Origin of the sequence: Pantoea sp. App145, assembly GCF_047947045.1 — a bacterium.
In the GTDB taxonomy this organism is placed as follows: Bacteria; Pseudomonadota; Gammaproteobacteria; order Enterobacterales; family Enterobacteriaceae; genus Pantoea.
In genome coordinates, this window is record NZ_CP133290.1 from 2,813,070 (window position 1) to 2,826,545 (window position 13,476).

General features: G+C 55.9%; 12 protein-coding genes. 4 read left to right on the forward strand and 8 right to left on the reverse strand.

The features are described from left to right. Positions 1-77: 77 nt before the first annotated feature. The 8 genes from RCF31_RS12840 to dnaA all read right to left on the reverse strand — a co-directional run bounded on the left by RCF31_RS12840 (position 78) and on the right by dnaA (position 10,436). A complete protein-coding gene (locus RCF31_RS12840) occupies positions 78-1,364 on the reverse strand; it encodes an MFS transporter (protein ID WP_299455650.1) in 1,287 nt (428 codons plus the stop codon). Next, a complete protein-coding gene (locus RCF31_RS12845; protein WP_416410837.1) occupies positions 1,361-1,855 on the reverse strand; it encodes a YhcH/YjgK/YiaL family protein in 495 nt (164 codons plus the stop codon). The genes RCF31_RS12840 and RCF31_RS12845 overlap by 4 nt, the downstream gene beginning before the upstream one ends. 115 nt (positions 1,856-1,970) lie before the next feature. Continuing rightward, a complete protein-coding gene (locus RCF31_RS12850) occupies positions 1,971-2,897 on the reverse strand; it encodes a dihydrodipicolinate synthase family protein (protein WP_416410839.1) in 927 nt (308 codons plus the stop codon). Between the two features lie 36 nt (positions 2,898-2,933). Then, entirely contained in the window at positions 2,934-4,133 is a 1,200-nt protein-coding gene (locus RCF31_RS12855; protein ID WP_416410840.1) for a PfkB family carbohydrate kinase, read from the reverse strand. Between the two features lie 198 nt (positions 4,134-4,331). Beyond that, positions 4,332-6,740, reverse strand: coding sequence for a DNA topoisomerase (ATP-hydrolyzing) subunit B (gyrB, locus tag RCF31_RS12860; RefSeq protein ID WP_299455656.1), 2,409 nt, complete (start codon positions 6,738-6,740; stop codon positions 4,332-4,334). Positions 6,741-6,757: 17 nt separating this feature from the next. Then, on the reverse strand, positions 6,758-7,843 hold the full coding sequence (recF, locus tag RCF31_RS12865; protein WP_299455658.1) for a DNA replication/repair protein RecF: 1,086 nt from the start codon (positions 7,841-7,843) through the stop codon (positions 6,758-6,760). A gap of 87 nt (positions 7,844-7,930) precedes the next feature. Then, positions 7,931-9,031 (reverse strand): DNA polymerase III subunit beta, encoded by a 1,101-nt coding sequence (gene dnaN / locus RCF31_RS12870; protein ID WP_299455660.1) that lies wholly within the window; start codon positions 9,029-9,031, stop codon positions 7,931-7,933. Between the two features lie 4 nt (positions 9,032-9,035). Then, entirely contained in the window at positions 9,036-10,436 is a 1,401-nt protein-coding gene (gene dnaA / locus RCF31_RS12875) for a chromosomal replication initiator protein DnaA (protein WP_084878156.1), read from the reverse strand. 603 nt (positions 10,437-11,039) lie between these two features. Here dnaA and rpmH point away from each other — a divergent pair. Genes rpmH through yidC form a run of 4 tightly spaced genes read left to right on the forward strand, consistent with a single transcriptional unit; the run spans position 11,040 to position 13,425 of the window. Further along, on the forward strand, positions 11,040-11,180 hold the full coding sequence (rpmH, locus tag RCF31_RS12880; RefSeq protein ID WP_003849659.1) for a 50S ribosomal protein L34: 141 nt from the start codon (positions 11,040-11,042) through the stop codon (positions 11,178-11,180). Between the two features lie 15 nt (positions 11,181-11,195). Then, a complete protein-coding gene (gene rnpA, locus RCF31_RS12885) occupies positions 11,196-11,555 on the forward strand; it encodes a ribonuclease P protein component (protein ID WP_036625704.1) in 360 nt (119 codons plus the stop codon). Beyond that, complete coding sequence (gene yidD, locus RCF31_RS12890) at positions 11,519-11,776, forward strand: membrane protein insertion efficiency factor YidD (protein WP_084878154.1); 258 nt, start codon at positions 11,519-11,521, stop codon at positions 11,774-11,776. The genes rnpA and yidD overlap by 37 nt, the downstream gene beginning before the upstream one ends. Before the next feature lie 2 nt (positions 11,777-11,778). After that, the gene (gene yidC / locus RCF31_RS12895) at positions 11,779-13,425 is read left to right on the forward strand and encodes a membrane protein insertase YidC (RefSeq protein ID WP_299455715.1); all 1,647 of its coding nucleotides are present in this window, start codon (positions 11,779-11,781) and stop codon (positions 13,423-13,425) included. Positions 13,426-13,476: the final 51 nt, after the last annotated feature.

Genomic DNA, 13,476 nt, shown 5'->3' on the forward strand with positions numbered 1-13,476 from the left:
AATTCAGGGTTTGCATCCATGCTAGCGCGATTCAGCTCACATTGACCAGTTTATCGACACAAACGGCACCTTGCGTATCAGTTCCCCAGTGGTTTACGCACAAACAGGCCGTAACTCAGCGCGCCAATCATCAGCAATGCCGCGCCCAGCAGGAATACATTGGTGAACTTGCCGGTGGTATCGAGGATGATGCCGGTGACAATCGGCGCCATCGCCGCACCGAGGAAACCACCGAAGTTCTGGATCGCCCCCAGAGACGCCACCTGTGATTTTGGCGCGATGTCCGTCGCCAGCGTCCAGAGCGCGCCCTGCGGCATCTGCGAACAGAAATAACCGAGTGCCAGCAGGGTAATCGCCAGCGGCGTACTGTCGACAAAAGGAATCGGTGCCACAAAGCAGGCTGCCAGCGCCGCACCGGTCACCACCGGGATTTTACGCGCGGTGATGGCGCGAACGCCGCTGCGCACCAGGCGATCCGACAACATACCGCCGACCAGCACACCCAGAATGCCGCACAGGAAAGGAATCGAGGCGATCCAGCCGGTGGCTTTCAGGCTGAAGCCAAGGGATTTTTCCAGATAGCCCGGCAGCCAGGTGAGATAAACCCAGATGGTGAACATGATGGAGAAGTTACCGATCACCATAAACCAGGTGGTGCTGTGGCGGAACAACGCGCCCCAGCTCGCCTGGGCTTTCTCTTCCGGCGCGGCCTCGCTGCGCTGACCGGCATGCAGCAACGCATCTTCGCGTGCTTCAGGATCGCGATAGAATTTCCACCACGCCAGCAGCAAAGGAATTCCCATCAGACCGATGGCAACAAACATGCCACGCCAGCCAAAGGTCAGCAGCAGCACGGTGAGGATCGGCGGCGCAATGGCGTTGGCGATCTGCGAACCGGTATTGATGATCGCGGTGGGCAAACCACGTTCGTTTTCACCAAACCAGCGATGGGTGATTTTGATACCAGAGGTAAAGAACGGGGATTCAGAGATACCCAGCATCATGCGCAGGCCATAGAAGAAGCTATAGCTGTTCACAAAGGCAGCCAGCACGGTAAACCCTGACCATAACCCCAGCGCCCAGGAGAACATTTTCTTCGGACCAAACTTATCCACCAGCCAGCCTGCCGGCAGGTTAGCCAGCGCGTAAGGCCAGAGAAACGCGGATAACAACAAGCCCATCTCGGTTTGCGAGAAACCAAATTCGGCCGCGATGGTGGTGTTGGCGATACTCAGGTTAGCGCGATCAAGGTAGTTCACCACCGCCGCCAGCAGCAGGATGGTGATAATGCCCCAGCGCAATTTCCCCACTAGCGTGGGTTGTGCCACCGCTGCGCCGGACAGCGTATTCACAGAGGTTTTCATTGCATCGCCCCCGGTGAAGTGAACAGGTTGAGATGAATTTTGATCACTGCCTTACGGATCGGCTGCGCTTCAGGCGCGGCGCAGCAAGGACGATGAACATCATGCGGGAAAAACAGCGCGAACATGCCCGGCGTCAGGGTGATCATCGATTCATCAATCGTCTCCTGATAAAACACCACGTCGCGTTCCGCACGCAGATCTTCGATGATGACATGCCGGGGATGCACACGTGCCACGCCAATATTCTCGCGCCCGGCCAGCAGGTACTGGATATCAACGTAGTTAAAATGCGACTCGGCGCGACGATCGCTGGCCGGTTCGGTCTCCATCTCCTGCACCAGGCAGAACATCTGGTTATCCGGCAGCAGGTCGTACTTGCCGGTCGCCAGCTGGCTGAAATCGGTATCGGCAATCCAGCGCAGTGCCTGATCGACGATGGGGTGGAAAGCATGGCGCTCGCGCGCCCAGTCCTGGCTATCACATACAATCATGGTGTTTTCCCTGTCGTTATCGTTAGTGGGTTCAGGTACAGCCGTAGCGGCGCGATTTATCGCGCGGGTTTTGTCGAATAACAGGCGCGATAAATCGCGCCGCTACACATTCTCCTCAGAGGTTTTCGATACGCTGCTGCCAAATCTGGCTGCCATCGCGGATCTGTTCGAGCAGTACGCCCAGTCCCCAGAATTTCTCCAGCACGTTGTCTTTGTTGACGCGGCAATGTTCACTGGCAAAAGTGCCGAGGCGCTGATGGTAGATTTTGGCGTTTTTCGGATAACCGAGAGTTTCCGTTACCGCACTGAGCGACAGGAACAGCGACAGCTCATGGGCTTTCTCCGCCTGCTGCGCACCGTGGTGGTAAAGCCAGTGATACAGGCCCGGATGGAAGTTGGTGAAGACGCCGCTGAAGCCTTTGGAACCGGCCTGCATGGCTGGCCAGGCGATGGCGGCGTTGGCGTTGATCACCGCCAGCGGTGTGCCTTCGGCCAGCTGTACGCGGCGGGTCACGGTCGGCAGATCGCAGCTCACGTCTTTCAGCACCACGAAACGGCCGCTGTTGGCGCAGAAGCTGAACTCTTCATCGCTCAGCAGACGACGGTACGGGGCCGGGCACTCGTACAGGCCGAGTGGCATGGAAACTGGCAGCGCGTTGAGCAGATGATTGAGGTGCGCGTAGAAAGTGGCGCTGCCTTCGTTTTTCGGGTCGAGGTGGTTGGTGACCAGCACCAGCGCATCAATGCCGGTGTTCGCCATCGACTGCAACTCCGTGGTTTGTTCAGCCAGATCATCGCTGATATGGCCAGAGGCAATCACCGGTACACGGCCCTGCACTTTTTCCACCACAAACTTCGCCAGCTCCACACGTTCCTCAAGGCTGAGGAACTGCATCTCGCTTGACTGACACACGGCAAACAGCGCATCGACGCCTTCCGCCAGATACCAGTTAATCAGTCGCTCCAGTCCTGGGTAATCAACCTGGTTGTCGGCGGTAAACGGGGTAAGCATAACCGGCACAATGCCTTCGATTTTTTTCATGATCTCTCCTGCCAGCGGTTCCACCGCTGTGATTTGTTATCGTTGATGAAGTCGGGCCATAACCTGTTGTCGATCCGGCATATTGCTGGCACCTTCACGTTCCACAGCCAGCGCCGCAAAGGCGGATGCCCAGGTGGCGGCCTGCAACAGGCTTTGCCCCTGCGCCAGCGCGGCAGCCAGCGCACCGTTAAAGGCATCGCCTGCACCGGTGGTGTCAACGCTCAGCGCCGGGAAAGCGGGAATATGATTAAATTGTTGATTATCAAGCAGTAACGCACCACGTGAACCCATGGTGATGATGACGCGGCGAGCACCGAGCTGAACGATGGCCTGGGCCGCTGCGCGCGCACTGGCAAGATCGACGATTTCAATGCCTGACAGCAGCGAGGCTTCAGTCTCGTTGGGGGTCAGCACATCGATCATTGCCAGACAACTCAGCACCTCGGCGGAAAACGGTGCCGGGTTCATAATCACCCGCACACCCAGCGTATGGGCGAGGCGGATGGCGCTACGCGTCGCCTCGAAGTTGTTTTCCAGTTGCAGCAACAACACGCTGGCATCCGACAACTCATGGGTCAGTTCAGCAATTTCGTCGTCGGTGAAGGTTTTGTTCGCGCCGGAATAGATGGCGATCATGTTCTCGCCATTCTCCTGCGAGACGTAAATGATGGCGCTACCGGTTGGCTCGCGATCGGTCTGATACAAACGGAACGAGTGAATACCGGAGGCAGAAAGGTGGTCGAAGGCAAATTTGCTGAACTGATCAATGCCGACCTTGGCGACAAAATGCACCCGCGTACCGGCACAGCTGGCGGCCATCGCCTGGTTAGCACCTTTGCCCCCCGGTCCGAGGGTACTGCCCAGCGCCAGCAGCGACTCGCCGCCCCGGGGGAAGCGCGCCACTTTCGCTACGATATCCACGTTGAACGCGCCCAGAATGCACACTTTTCCGTTCTTTTCTGAGACTTTGGCGACCGTTTGTCGCGCCTGCAACCGCTCCAGCAGCACTTCAAAATTACCGCCGCTTCCGCTGATCAGCTTTTCCTGCAGGTTGCGGCGCAGCGCGATGGCCCCGCCATAGCAGCGCTGTACCAACCCTTCACGCGCCAGTGCGCCGAGATCGGTACGAATGGTTTCGCGCGTCACGCCAAGCTGACTTGCCAGCCCGTTCACCGTGACACGATCGTGTTCATCCAGCCATTTCAGTATTTGGTTGCGTCGTTCTTCCAGAAACATGCGTCATCCCCTCCGCTTCGCCAAAAGCGTAAGGGAGCAGCCCGCAGATGTAAGTGACACGGATCGCAGCGCACGGGAAAAAACGGAAGCAAACAAAAGCTAACGCAGATGTTTTTTAAGCAAAAAAGGAAATGTCAGGCGGGTAACAACGGAGGCAGAAACAAAAAACCCTTCCCGGCTGGGAAGGGTTTGGGCATATCAGATATCGATATTGGCCGCTTTCAGCGCGTTCTCTTCGATGAAGGCGCGGCGCGGTTCAACCGCATCGCCCATCAGCGTGGTGAACAGCTGGTCGGCAGCGATGGCGTCTTTGATGGTGACGCGCAGCATGCGGCGGCTGTCCGGGTCCATGGTAGTTTCCCACAGCTGCTCCGGGTTCATCTCGCCCAGACCTTTGTAACGCTGTACTGACAGACCACGACGCGACTCTTTCACCAGCCATTCAATCGCCTGTTCGAAACTGGTCACCGGTTGACGACGCTCGCCACGTTCGATAAAGGCGTCTTCCTCGATCAGACCACGCAGCTTCTCGCCGAGCTCGCAGATTTTGCGGTATTCCGGACCACCGATGAATTCGCTGTCCAGCGGATAATCGGTATCCACGCCATGGGTACGCACGCGCAGCACCGGCTCGAACAGGTTCTGCTCACGGTTAGCACGCACCTGCGCGACGTAGGTGCTGCCGTGCGCTTCGCGCTCGGTCAGGTACGCCACCAGCCCATCCAGCCAGCCTTTAACAGCGGCTTCATCGCTGAGATCGCTCAGGGTTGGGTGGTAAATCAGGCTACGCAGCAGCGCGAGCGGATAGCGGCGCTCCATACGTTTGATCATGCGCTGCGTGCTGTTGAAGCTCGCCACCAGATTTTCCAGCGGCTCGCCACCCAGTGCCGGGGCACTGGCGTTGGTGTGCAGGGTCGCACCATCCAGAGCGATCGCGATTTGATACTGATCCATCGCTTCGTCGTCTTTGATGTACTGCTCCTGCTTGCCCTTCTTCACTTTATACAGCGGCGGCTGAGCAATGTAGACATGACCGCGTTCCACGATTTCCGGCATCTGACGATAGAAGAAGGTCAACAGCAGGGTACGAATGTGCGAGCCGTCGACGTCCGCATCGGTCATGATGATGATGCTGTGGTAACGCAGTTTGTCCGGGTTGTATTCGTCACGGCCAATGCCGCAGCCCAGCGCGGTGATAAGCGTGGCCACTTCCTGCGAGGAAAGCATCTTGTCGAAACGCGCTTTCTCAACGTTAAGGATTTTACCTTTCAGCGGCAGAATCGCCTGGTTCTTACGGTTACGGCCCTGTTTGGCTGAACCGCCTGCGGAGTCACCCTCCACCAGGTAGATTTCGGACAGCGCCGGGTCGCGTTCCTGACAATCCGCCAGTTTGCCCGGCAGACCAGCCAGATCCAGCGCGCCTTTACGGCGGGTCATTTCACGGGCACGGCGTGCCGCTTCACGTGCACGCGCTGCATCAATAATTTTACCGACGACGATTTTCGCGTCAGACGGGTTTTCCAGCAGGTACTCAGCCAGCAGTTCGTTCATCTGCTGTTCAACCGCCGATTTCACTTCTGAGGAAACCAGCTTGTCTTTGGTCTGCGAGGAGAATTTCGGGTCCGGTACTTTTACCGATACCACGGCAATCAGACCTTCACGCGCGTCATCGCCGGTGGCGCTGACTTTGGCTTTTTTGCTGTAACCTTCTTTGTCCATATAGGCATTCAGGGTACGCGTCATCGCCGCACGGAAGCCCGCAAGGTGAGTACCGCCATCACGCTGCGGAATGTTGTTGGTGAAGCAGTAGATGTTTTCCTGGAAACCATCATTCCACTGCAACGCCACTTCCACACCAATCCCGTCCTTCTCGGTAGAGAAATAGAACACATTGGGGTGAATCGGGTTTTTGTTGCGGTTGAGGTATTCAACAAACGCCTTGATACCCCCTTCATAGTGGTAATGGTCGTTTTTATCATCGCGCTTGTCTTCAAGGCGAATCGACACGCCAGAATTGAGGAACGACAGTTCACGCAGGCGTTTTGCCAGGATGTCGTACTCAAATTCCGTCACATTGGTGAAGGTTTCATGGCTCGGCCAGAAACGCACGCGTGTACCGGTGGCATCGGTGTCACCCACCACGGCCAGCGGTGCCTGTGGCACGCCGTGTACGTAGGTTTGCTGATGCACTTTGCCATCGCGACGAATGGTCAGTTCCAGTTTCTGCGACAGGGCGTTAACCACGGAAACACCCACGCCGTGCAGACCACCGGAAACTTTATAGGAGTTGTCGTCGAACTTACCGCCCGCATGCAGTACTGTCATGATGACTTCAGCCGCCGATACGCCCTCTTCCGGGTGAATACCCGTTGGGATACCACGGCCATCATCCTGCACCGATACCGAGTTATCGGCATGGATGGTCACCATAATGTCACTACAGTAACCGGCGAGCGCTTCGTCAATGGCGTTATCCACGACCTCGAATACCATGTGATGCAGACCGGTGCCGTCATCCGTATCGCCGATATACATGCCAGGGCGTTTGCGTACCGCATCAAGCCCTTTCAGAACTTTGATACTTGAGGAGTCATAAGAATTCGACATCAACGTTTCTCGCTCATTTAATCTTCAGGTTGAACTGCTATTTTACCCTGTTCCACGCGGAACATCTTGCCCTTTTCGTCGCTCATGTCGATTACATGCTCGACACCGATGGCACTGACGAATACCTGAGCCTGAGTGGCTTTTAAACGCTCCGCTAACAGGCGACGACGCACGTCATCCAGCTCCGAAGCAAAGTCATCAATCAGGTACAGGCAGCGACGTCCACTGCTGCGCGTCAGGTATTCCCCTTGCGCCAGGCGCAGTGCGCACATCAGCAGTTTTAACTGGCCGCGTGAGAGTAAATCTTCTACCGGCGTCCCTTCGGCACGAATACGGAAATCCGCTTTGTGCGGGCCGCTGGCGGTGTATGTCAGCGCGCGATCGCGCTCGAAATTGCGCTCCAGCAGTTCGCCGTAGTCGCTTTCCTTGTCCCAGCCACGCTGGAAGGAGAACGCCAGTTCAAATTCCGGCAAAAACTGGGCGCAGGTGGCGGTGATTTCGCTGGAAATCGCTTCGCTGTATTCAGCTCGCCAGGCGCTGATTTGCTCCGCCAGCGGCACCAGCTCCTGATCCCACGGGCGAATCTGGCTGTAACGCGTGACCTGACGCAGTGCGGCATTGCGTTGCTTTAGCAAACGACGCAGATTGCTCCAGGCATGGAAAAAACCGGGGGCAGCATGAAAACAGCCCCAGTCGATATAGGCTCTACGGTATTTGGGGCCGCCGTTGAGCAAAGTAAACCCCTCAGGGGTGATTAACTGCATCGGCAGCAATTGCGCCAGTTCAGCCACTTTATGGCCGTCGCTGCCATCAATACGCACCTTGCTTTCCCCGGCGCGATTTTTGGTGAGTCCAACCGCCAGCTCGCGCTCACTGCCCTCGATACGGCCATGTAACACAAAAGCCTGTTGATCGTGGCGTATCACGCGCCCGGCTTGCAGGCTGCGAAAAGCACGACCATGCCCCAGGGTATAAATAGCCTCAAGCACGCTGGTTTTGCCGCTGCCGTTGGCACCTACGAGGAAGTTAAATCCTGGCGCTAAGGTCAGATCGGCCTGCTCGATGTTGCGAAAATCTTTAATCAGGAGGCGGGTTAAAGCCATGAAGTGGTCCGGGGATCAGCGTAGAGGGAGCCACTAATGGCTCCCGGGATGGTGCAAACCTCAGCCAGATCGGCATAAATGCCGACCCTACAAACGCATAGGCATCACAACATAGGCCGCTGCGGGACTGGCGACGTCTTCGATCTGCACGCTGGAGACGGAATCAGTCAGCAGCAGGCGGACGTTTTCACACTTTAGCGCATTCAGCACATCCAGCACGTAACTGACGTTGAAACCGATCTCCAGTTCGCTGCCGTTGTAGCTGACATCCAGCATCTCTTCCGCTTCTTCCTGTTCCGGGTTGTTGGCGGTGATTTTCAGCTGATTTTCGGTGATATAGATACGAACACCGCGGAATTTCTCGTTCGACAGGATCGCCGCACGGGCAAACGCCTGCTTGAGCAGATCGCAACCGGCTTCCAGCGCTTTGTCGGGATTCTTCGGCAATACGCGGCGATAATCCGGGAAACGGCCATCAACCAGCTTCGATGTAAAGATAAAATCGCCGACATGCGCACGGATGTTGCTGCTGCCAATCTGGACCTGTAACGGCGTTTCGCCGCCGTCGAGCAGACGAACCAGCTCAATCACCCCTTTACGCGGTACGATCACCGAATGGTCAGGCAGCGCCTGGCCTATCGGCATCGAGCAAACCGCCAGACGGTGGCCGTCGGTCGCCACGGTGCGCAGTTCTTCCCCTTCGGTTTCAAACAACATGCCGTTGAGGTAGTAACGTACGTCCTGATGCGCCATCGAAAACTGTGTCGCTTCGATCAGACGCTTCAGCGTGGCCTGCGGCAGGGTAAATTCTACTTCACTCTGCCAGTCATCCAGATTCGGGAAGTCACTGGCAGGCAGCGTGGAAAGCGAGAAACGGCTACGCCCAGAACGCACCAGCATTCTGTCGCCTTCCAGTGTCAGGGAGATCTCAGCACCATCCGGCAAACCACGACAAATATCGAGGAATTTACGCGCCGGGACGGTGGTTGCACCAGGTTCATGCGGCTGCGTTAACGCAACGCGGGCCACCATCTCCATTTCCAGATCGGTGCCGGTCAGCAACAAAGTGCCGTCATTTACCTGCAGCAGTAAATTTCCGAGGATCGGCAGCGTCGGACGCCCACCGAGCGGACCGCTGACCTGTTGCAGCGGTTTCAGCAACTGCTCACGTTCAACAATAAATTTCATAGCGTCAGGAAGATAAGGTTCGAATGAGGTTAGAGAAATCTTCTTTGATGTCGTGGCTTTCTTCACGCAGCTGCTCGATTTTACGGCAGGCGTGTAGCACGGTGGTATGGTCACGGCCACCAAACGCATCACCAATTTCCGGCAGGCTATGGTTGGTTAGCTCTTTCGCCATCGCCATCGCCATCTGGCGCGGACGCGCTACCGAGCGCGAACGGCGCTTGGACAGCAAATCGGCCACTTTAATTTTGTAATACTCCGCCACCGTCTTCTGAATATTGTCGATGGTGACCAGCTTTTCCTGCAACGCCAGCAGATCGCGCAGCGCTTCACGTACGAAGTCGATAGTAATGGCGCGACCGGTAAAGTTGGCGTTGGCAATCACGCGGTTCAGCGCGCCTTCCAGCTCACGGACGTTGGAACGCAGACGCTTAGCAATAAAGAACGCCACTTCACCCGGCAGGCGGATGTCGTTTTCATCGGCTTTCTTCATCAGGATAGCGACGCGCGTTTCCAGCTCCGGCGGCTCGATCGCCACCGTCAGTCCCCAGCCAAAACGCGACTTGAGACGATCTTCCACCCCGTTGATCTCTTTCGGGTAACGATCCGACGTCAGGATGATCTGTTGATTGCCTTCCAGCAGCGCATTGAAGGTGTGGAAAAACTCCTCCTGCGAACGCTCTTTATTGGCAAAGAACTGGATATCATCGATCAGCAGGGCATCGACAGAACGATAGTAACGTTTGAACTCTTCAATGGCGTTGTTTTGCAGGGCTTTCACCATATCCTGCACAAAGCGCTCGGAATGCATATAGACCACTTTGGCATTGGGCTTACGCGCCATGATGCCATTCCCCACCGCATGTAACAGGTGGGTTTTGCCCAGACCGGTGCCACCATACAGGAACAGCGGGTTGTAAGCACCGCCCGGATTGTCAGCCACCTGACGTGCCGCCGCGCGCGCCAGCTGGTTAGATTTACCTTCGACAAAGTTGTCAAAGTTGTGGCGGTTATTGACGTTGGAACGGTAAGTCACATCGGCCGGAGCAGGCACAGAATCCCAGCTGGGACGCAGCGTTTGCGCCGGAGCCGGGCGGTTTTGTGCCGGCGCGGGCGCGCTGACGCTGGCCATCGCAGGCTGGCTGGTAGCGACCTGCGCCACCGGACGCGTGCCGACCTCAAAACGCAGTAACGGCACATCCGCACCGCAGAATTCATTCAGCAGCCCATTGATACTGTTGAGATATTTATCCCGAACCCAGTCGAGTACAAACCGATTTGGTGCATACAAGGCGAGCGTATTGTCGTTCAATTCAGCCTGCAGCGGACGAATCCACATGCTGAATTCGGTGGCAGGAAGCTCATCCTGCAAACGGGCAAGACACTGTTGCCAAAGCGTAAGTGACACGGCGGACTCCACTCGTACAAAATCGATAAGAATTTTAGGCGCTAATAAAAGAAACGTTCGTTTTTTGACACAGGCGATCAGAAAGCGCCCGCGACCGCTATCCGCGGTAGTCTCCCCGTCGATCGCAGTGCGGATCGTCAGCGGAAGGGCGGATCATAGCGCAAAGCGGCACAGAGATCTTCCCTTTCTACACAGTTTTGATCCAATTTATCCACAGGGCAGTGGCGCGCTAAAGAGTTTACGCCTTCTGGCGGAAAAGCGAGCGGGGATCAGGATGAAAGCTGCAAATTTTCTGGCGGAGTCTCGTTTTCTGTGCAAAAAATCCGCGCCTTGATCGCAAGAAGATCCTGCGCGATCCTTGCGCTTTGCCGTATAGCCCGTATAATTCTCCACCCCGGCGTTGTCGCGTTTAGCCCAATGCCCGGAAACAGCGGGCTGTATCCGGGTTTTCCTGGTACCGCGACCAGCGAAGTAAATTGACTCTGGACTGTACAATTATTACAATCCCGCCTCTTTATTAAAGACACATTGAGGCGTCGGTCGTTTTACTGGCCCGAATACGCGTCACCCAGTGAAAATTTTCAAGTTTAGGTAGAAACCGCCATGAAACGCACTTTTCAACCGTCCGTACTGAAGCGCAACCGTTCTCACGGCTTCCGTGCACGTATGGCTACAAAAAATGGTCGTCAGGTTCTGGCACGTCGTCGTGCTAAAGGCCGTTCTCGTCTGACCGTTTCTAAGTAATAAAAGCTAACCCTCGTGGTTAAGCTCGCATTTCCCAGGGAGTTACGTTTGTTAACTCCCACTCATTTCACTTTCGTCTTCCAGCAGCCACAAAGGGCTGGCACGCCGCAAATCACCATCCTCGGCCGCCTTAATTCGCTGGGGCATCCCCGCATCGGTCTCACCGTCGCCAAAAAACATGTAAAACGCGCCCATGAACGTAACCGGATCAAGCGATTGACCCGCGAAAGCTTTCGTCTGCGCCAGCATGAACTACCCGCGATGGATTTTGTGGTCGTGGCTAAAAAAGGGGTTGCTGACCTGGATAATCGTGCGCTGGCGGAAGCGTTGGAGAAATTATGGCGTCGTCACTGTCGCCTGGCTCGCGGCTCCTGATCGCCCTGATACGCGTGTATCAACGCGCCATCAGCCCACTGCTGGGACCTCATTGCCGGTTCAATCCCTCCTGTTCGCAGTATGGGATTGAGGCATTGCGTCGCTTTGGGGTAATAAAAGGCAGTTGGTTGACGATTAAACGCGTATTAAAATGCCACCCTTTGAACCCGGGTGGCGACGATCCTGTGCCGCCAAAAACCTTTGATACCAGAGAACATTAACGATGGATTCGCAACGCAATCTCTTTCTCATCGCTTTTCTGTTCGTGTCTTTTATGATCTGGCAAGCCTGGCAAACGGACCATGCTCCGCAGCCGCAGCAAACCCAGACCACGCAGACGACCAACAGCACAGCGGGTGATGCCGCCTCTTCCGGCGTTCCCGGCAGCGGCCAGGGCAAAACGATCACCGTTAAGACTGATGTCCTGTCATTGAACATCAACACCCGCGGTGGCGACATCGAGCAGGCTTCACTGCTGACTTACCCGGACAAACTGGGTTCGGATGCACCATTCCAGCTGCTTGAAACCACCCCAGCGTTCATCTATCAGGCACAGAGCGGCTTAACCGGCCGTAACGGTCCGGATAACCCGAACAATGGCGCACGTCCACTTTTCACCACCACTCAGGATCACTTTGAGATGGCGGAAGGCCAGACTGAGCTGCGCGTACCGCTCACCTGGACTGGCGAAAATGGTGTGGTTTACACCAAAACCTTCGTGTTCAAACGCGGTGAATTCGCCGTGAATGTTGACTACAACATCAACAACACCAGCGAGCAACCGCTGGAAGTGGCGATGTTTGGTCAGCTGAAACAGACCATCGAAGTGCCGAAGCACCGTGATACCGGTAGCAACAACTTTGCTCTGCATACCTTCCGCGGTGCAGCGTACTCAACCAGCGATGCGAAATACGAAAAATATAAATTCGACACCATCAATGATAACGAGAACCTGAACACCACCACCAGCAATGGCTGGGTAGCGATGCTGCAACAGTACTTTGCTACTGCATGGGTACCGCGTACCGAAGGCACCAACACCCTGTACACCAGCAATCTGGGTAACGGCGTTGCCGCCATCGGTTATAAATCAGCACCGGTCACCGTCGCACCTGGCGCGCAGCAGAATCTCGGCGCGACCCTGTGGGTTGGCCCGGAAATTCAGGACCAGATGGCAGCTATCGCGCCTCACTTGGATCTGACGGTGGATTACGGTTGGTTGTGGTTCATCTCTCAGCCGCTGTTCAAGCTGTTGAAGTTCATCCACAGCTTTATCGGTAACTGGGGCTTCTCCATCATCGTTATCACCTTCATCGTTCGTGGCATCATGTACCCGCTGACCAAAGCGCAGTACACTTCGATGGCGAAGATGCGCATGCTGCAGCCGAAGATTCAGGCGATGCGTGAGCGTCTGGGCGATGATAAGCAGAAGATGAGCCAGGAGATGATGGCGCTGTACAAAGCGGAGAAAGTGAACCCGCTCGGCGGCTGTCTGCCGCTGGTGATTCAGATGCCAATCTTCCTTGCCCTGTACTACATGCTGTCTGGCTCGGTTGAACTGCGTCACGCGCCGTTTATTCTGTGGATTCATGACCTGTCCGCGCAGGATCCGTACTACATCCTGCCGGTTATCATGGGTATCACCATGTTCTTCATTCAGAAGATGTCACCGACCACCGTGACCGATCCGATGCAGCAGAAGATCATGACTTACATGCCGGTTATCTTTACCGTGTTCTTCCTGTGGTTCCCGTCAGGTCTGGTGCTGTACTACATCGTCAGCAACCTGGTAACCATTCTCCAGCAGCAGTTGATTTATCGCGGCCTGGAAAAACGTGGTCTGCATAGCCGCGACAAGAAGAAAGCGTAACGCCCAGCTCCTGCGAGCAAGGACGTAAACATCGGGGCGGCATTTATGTCG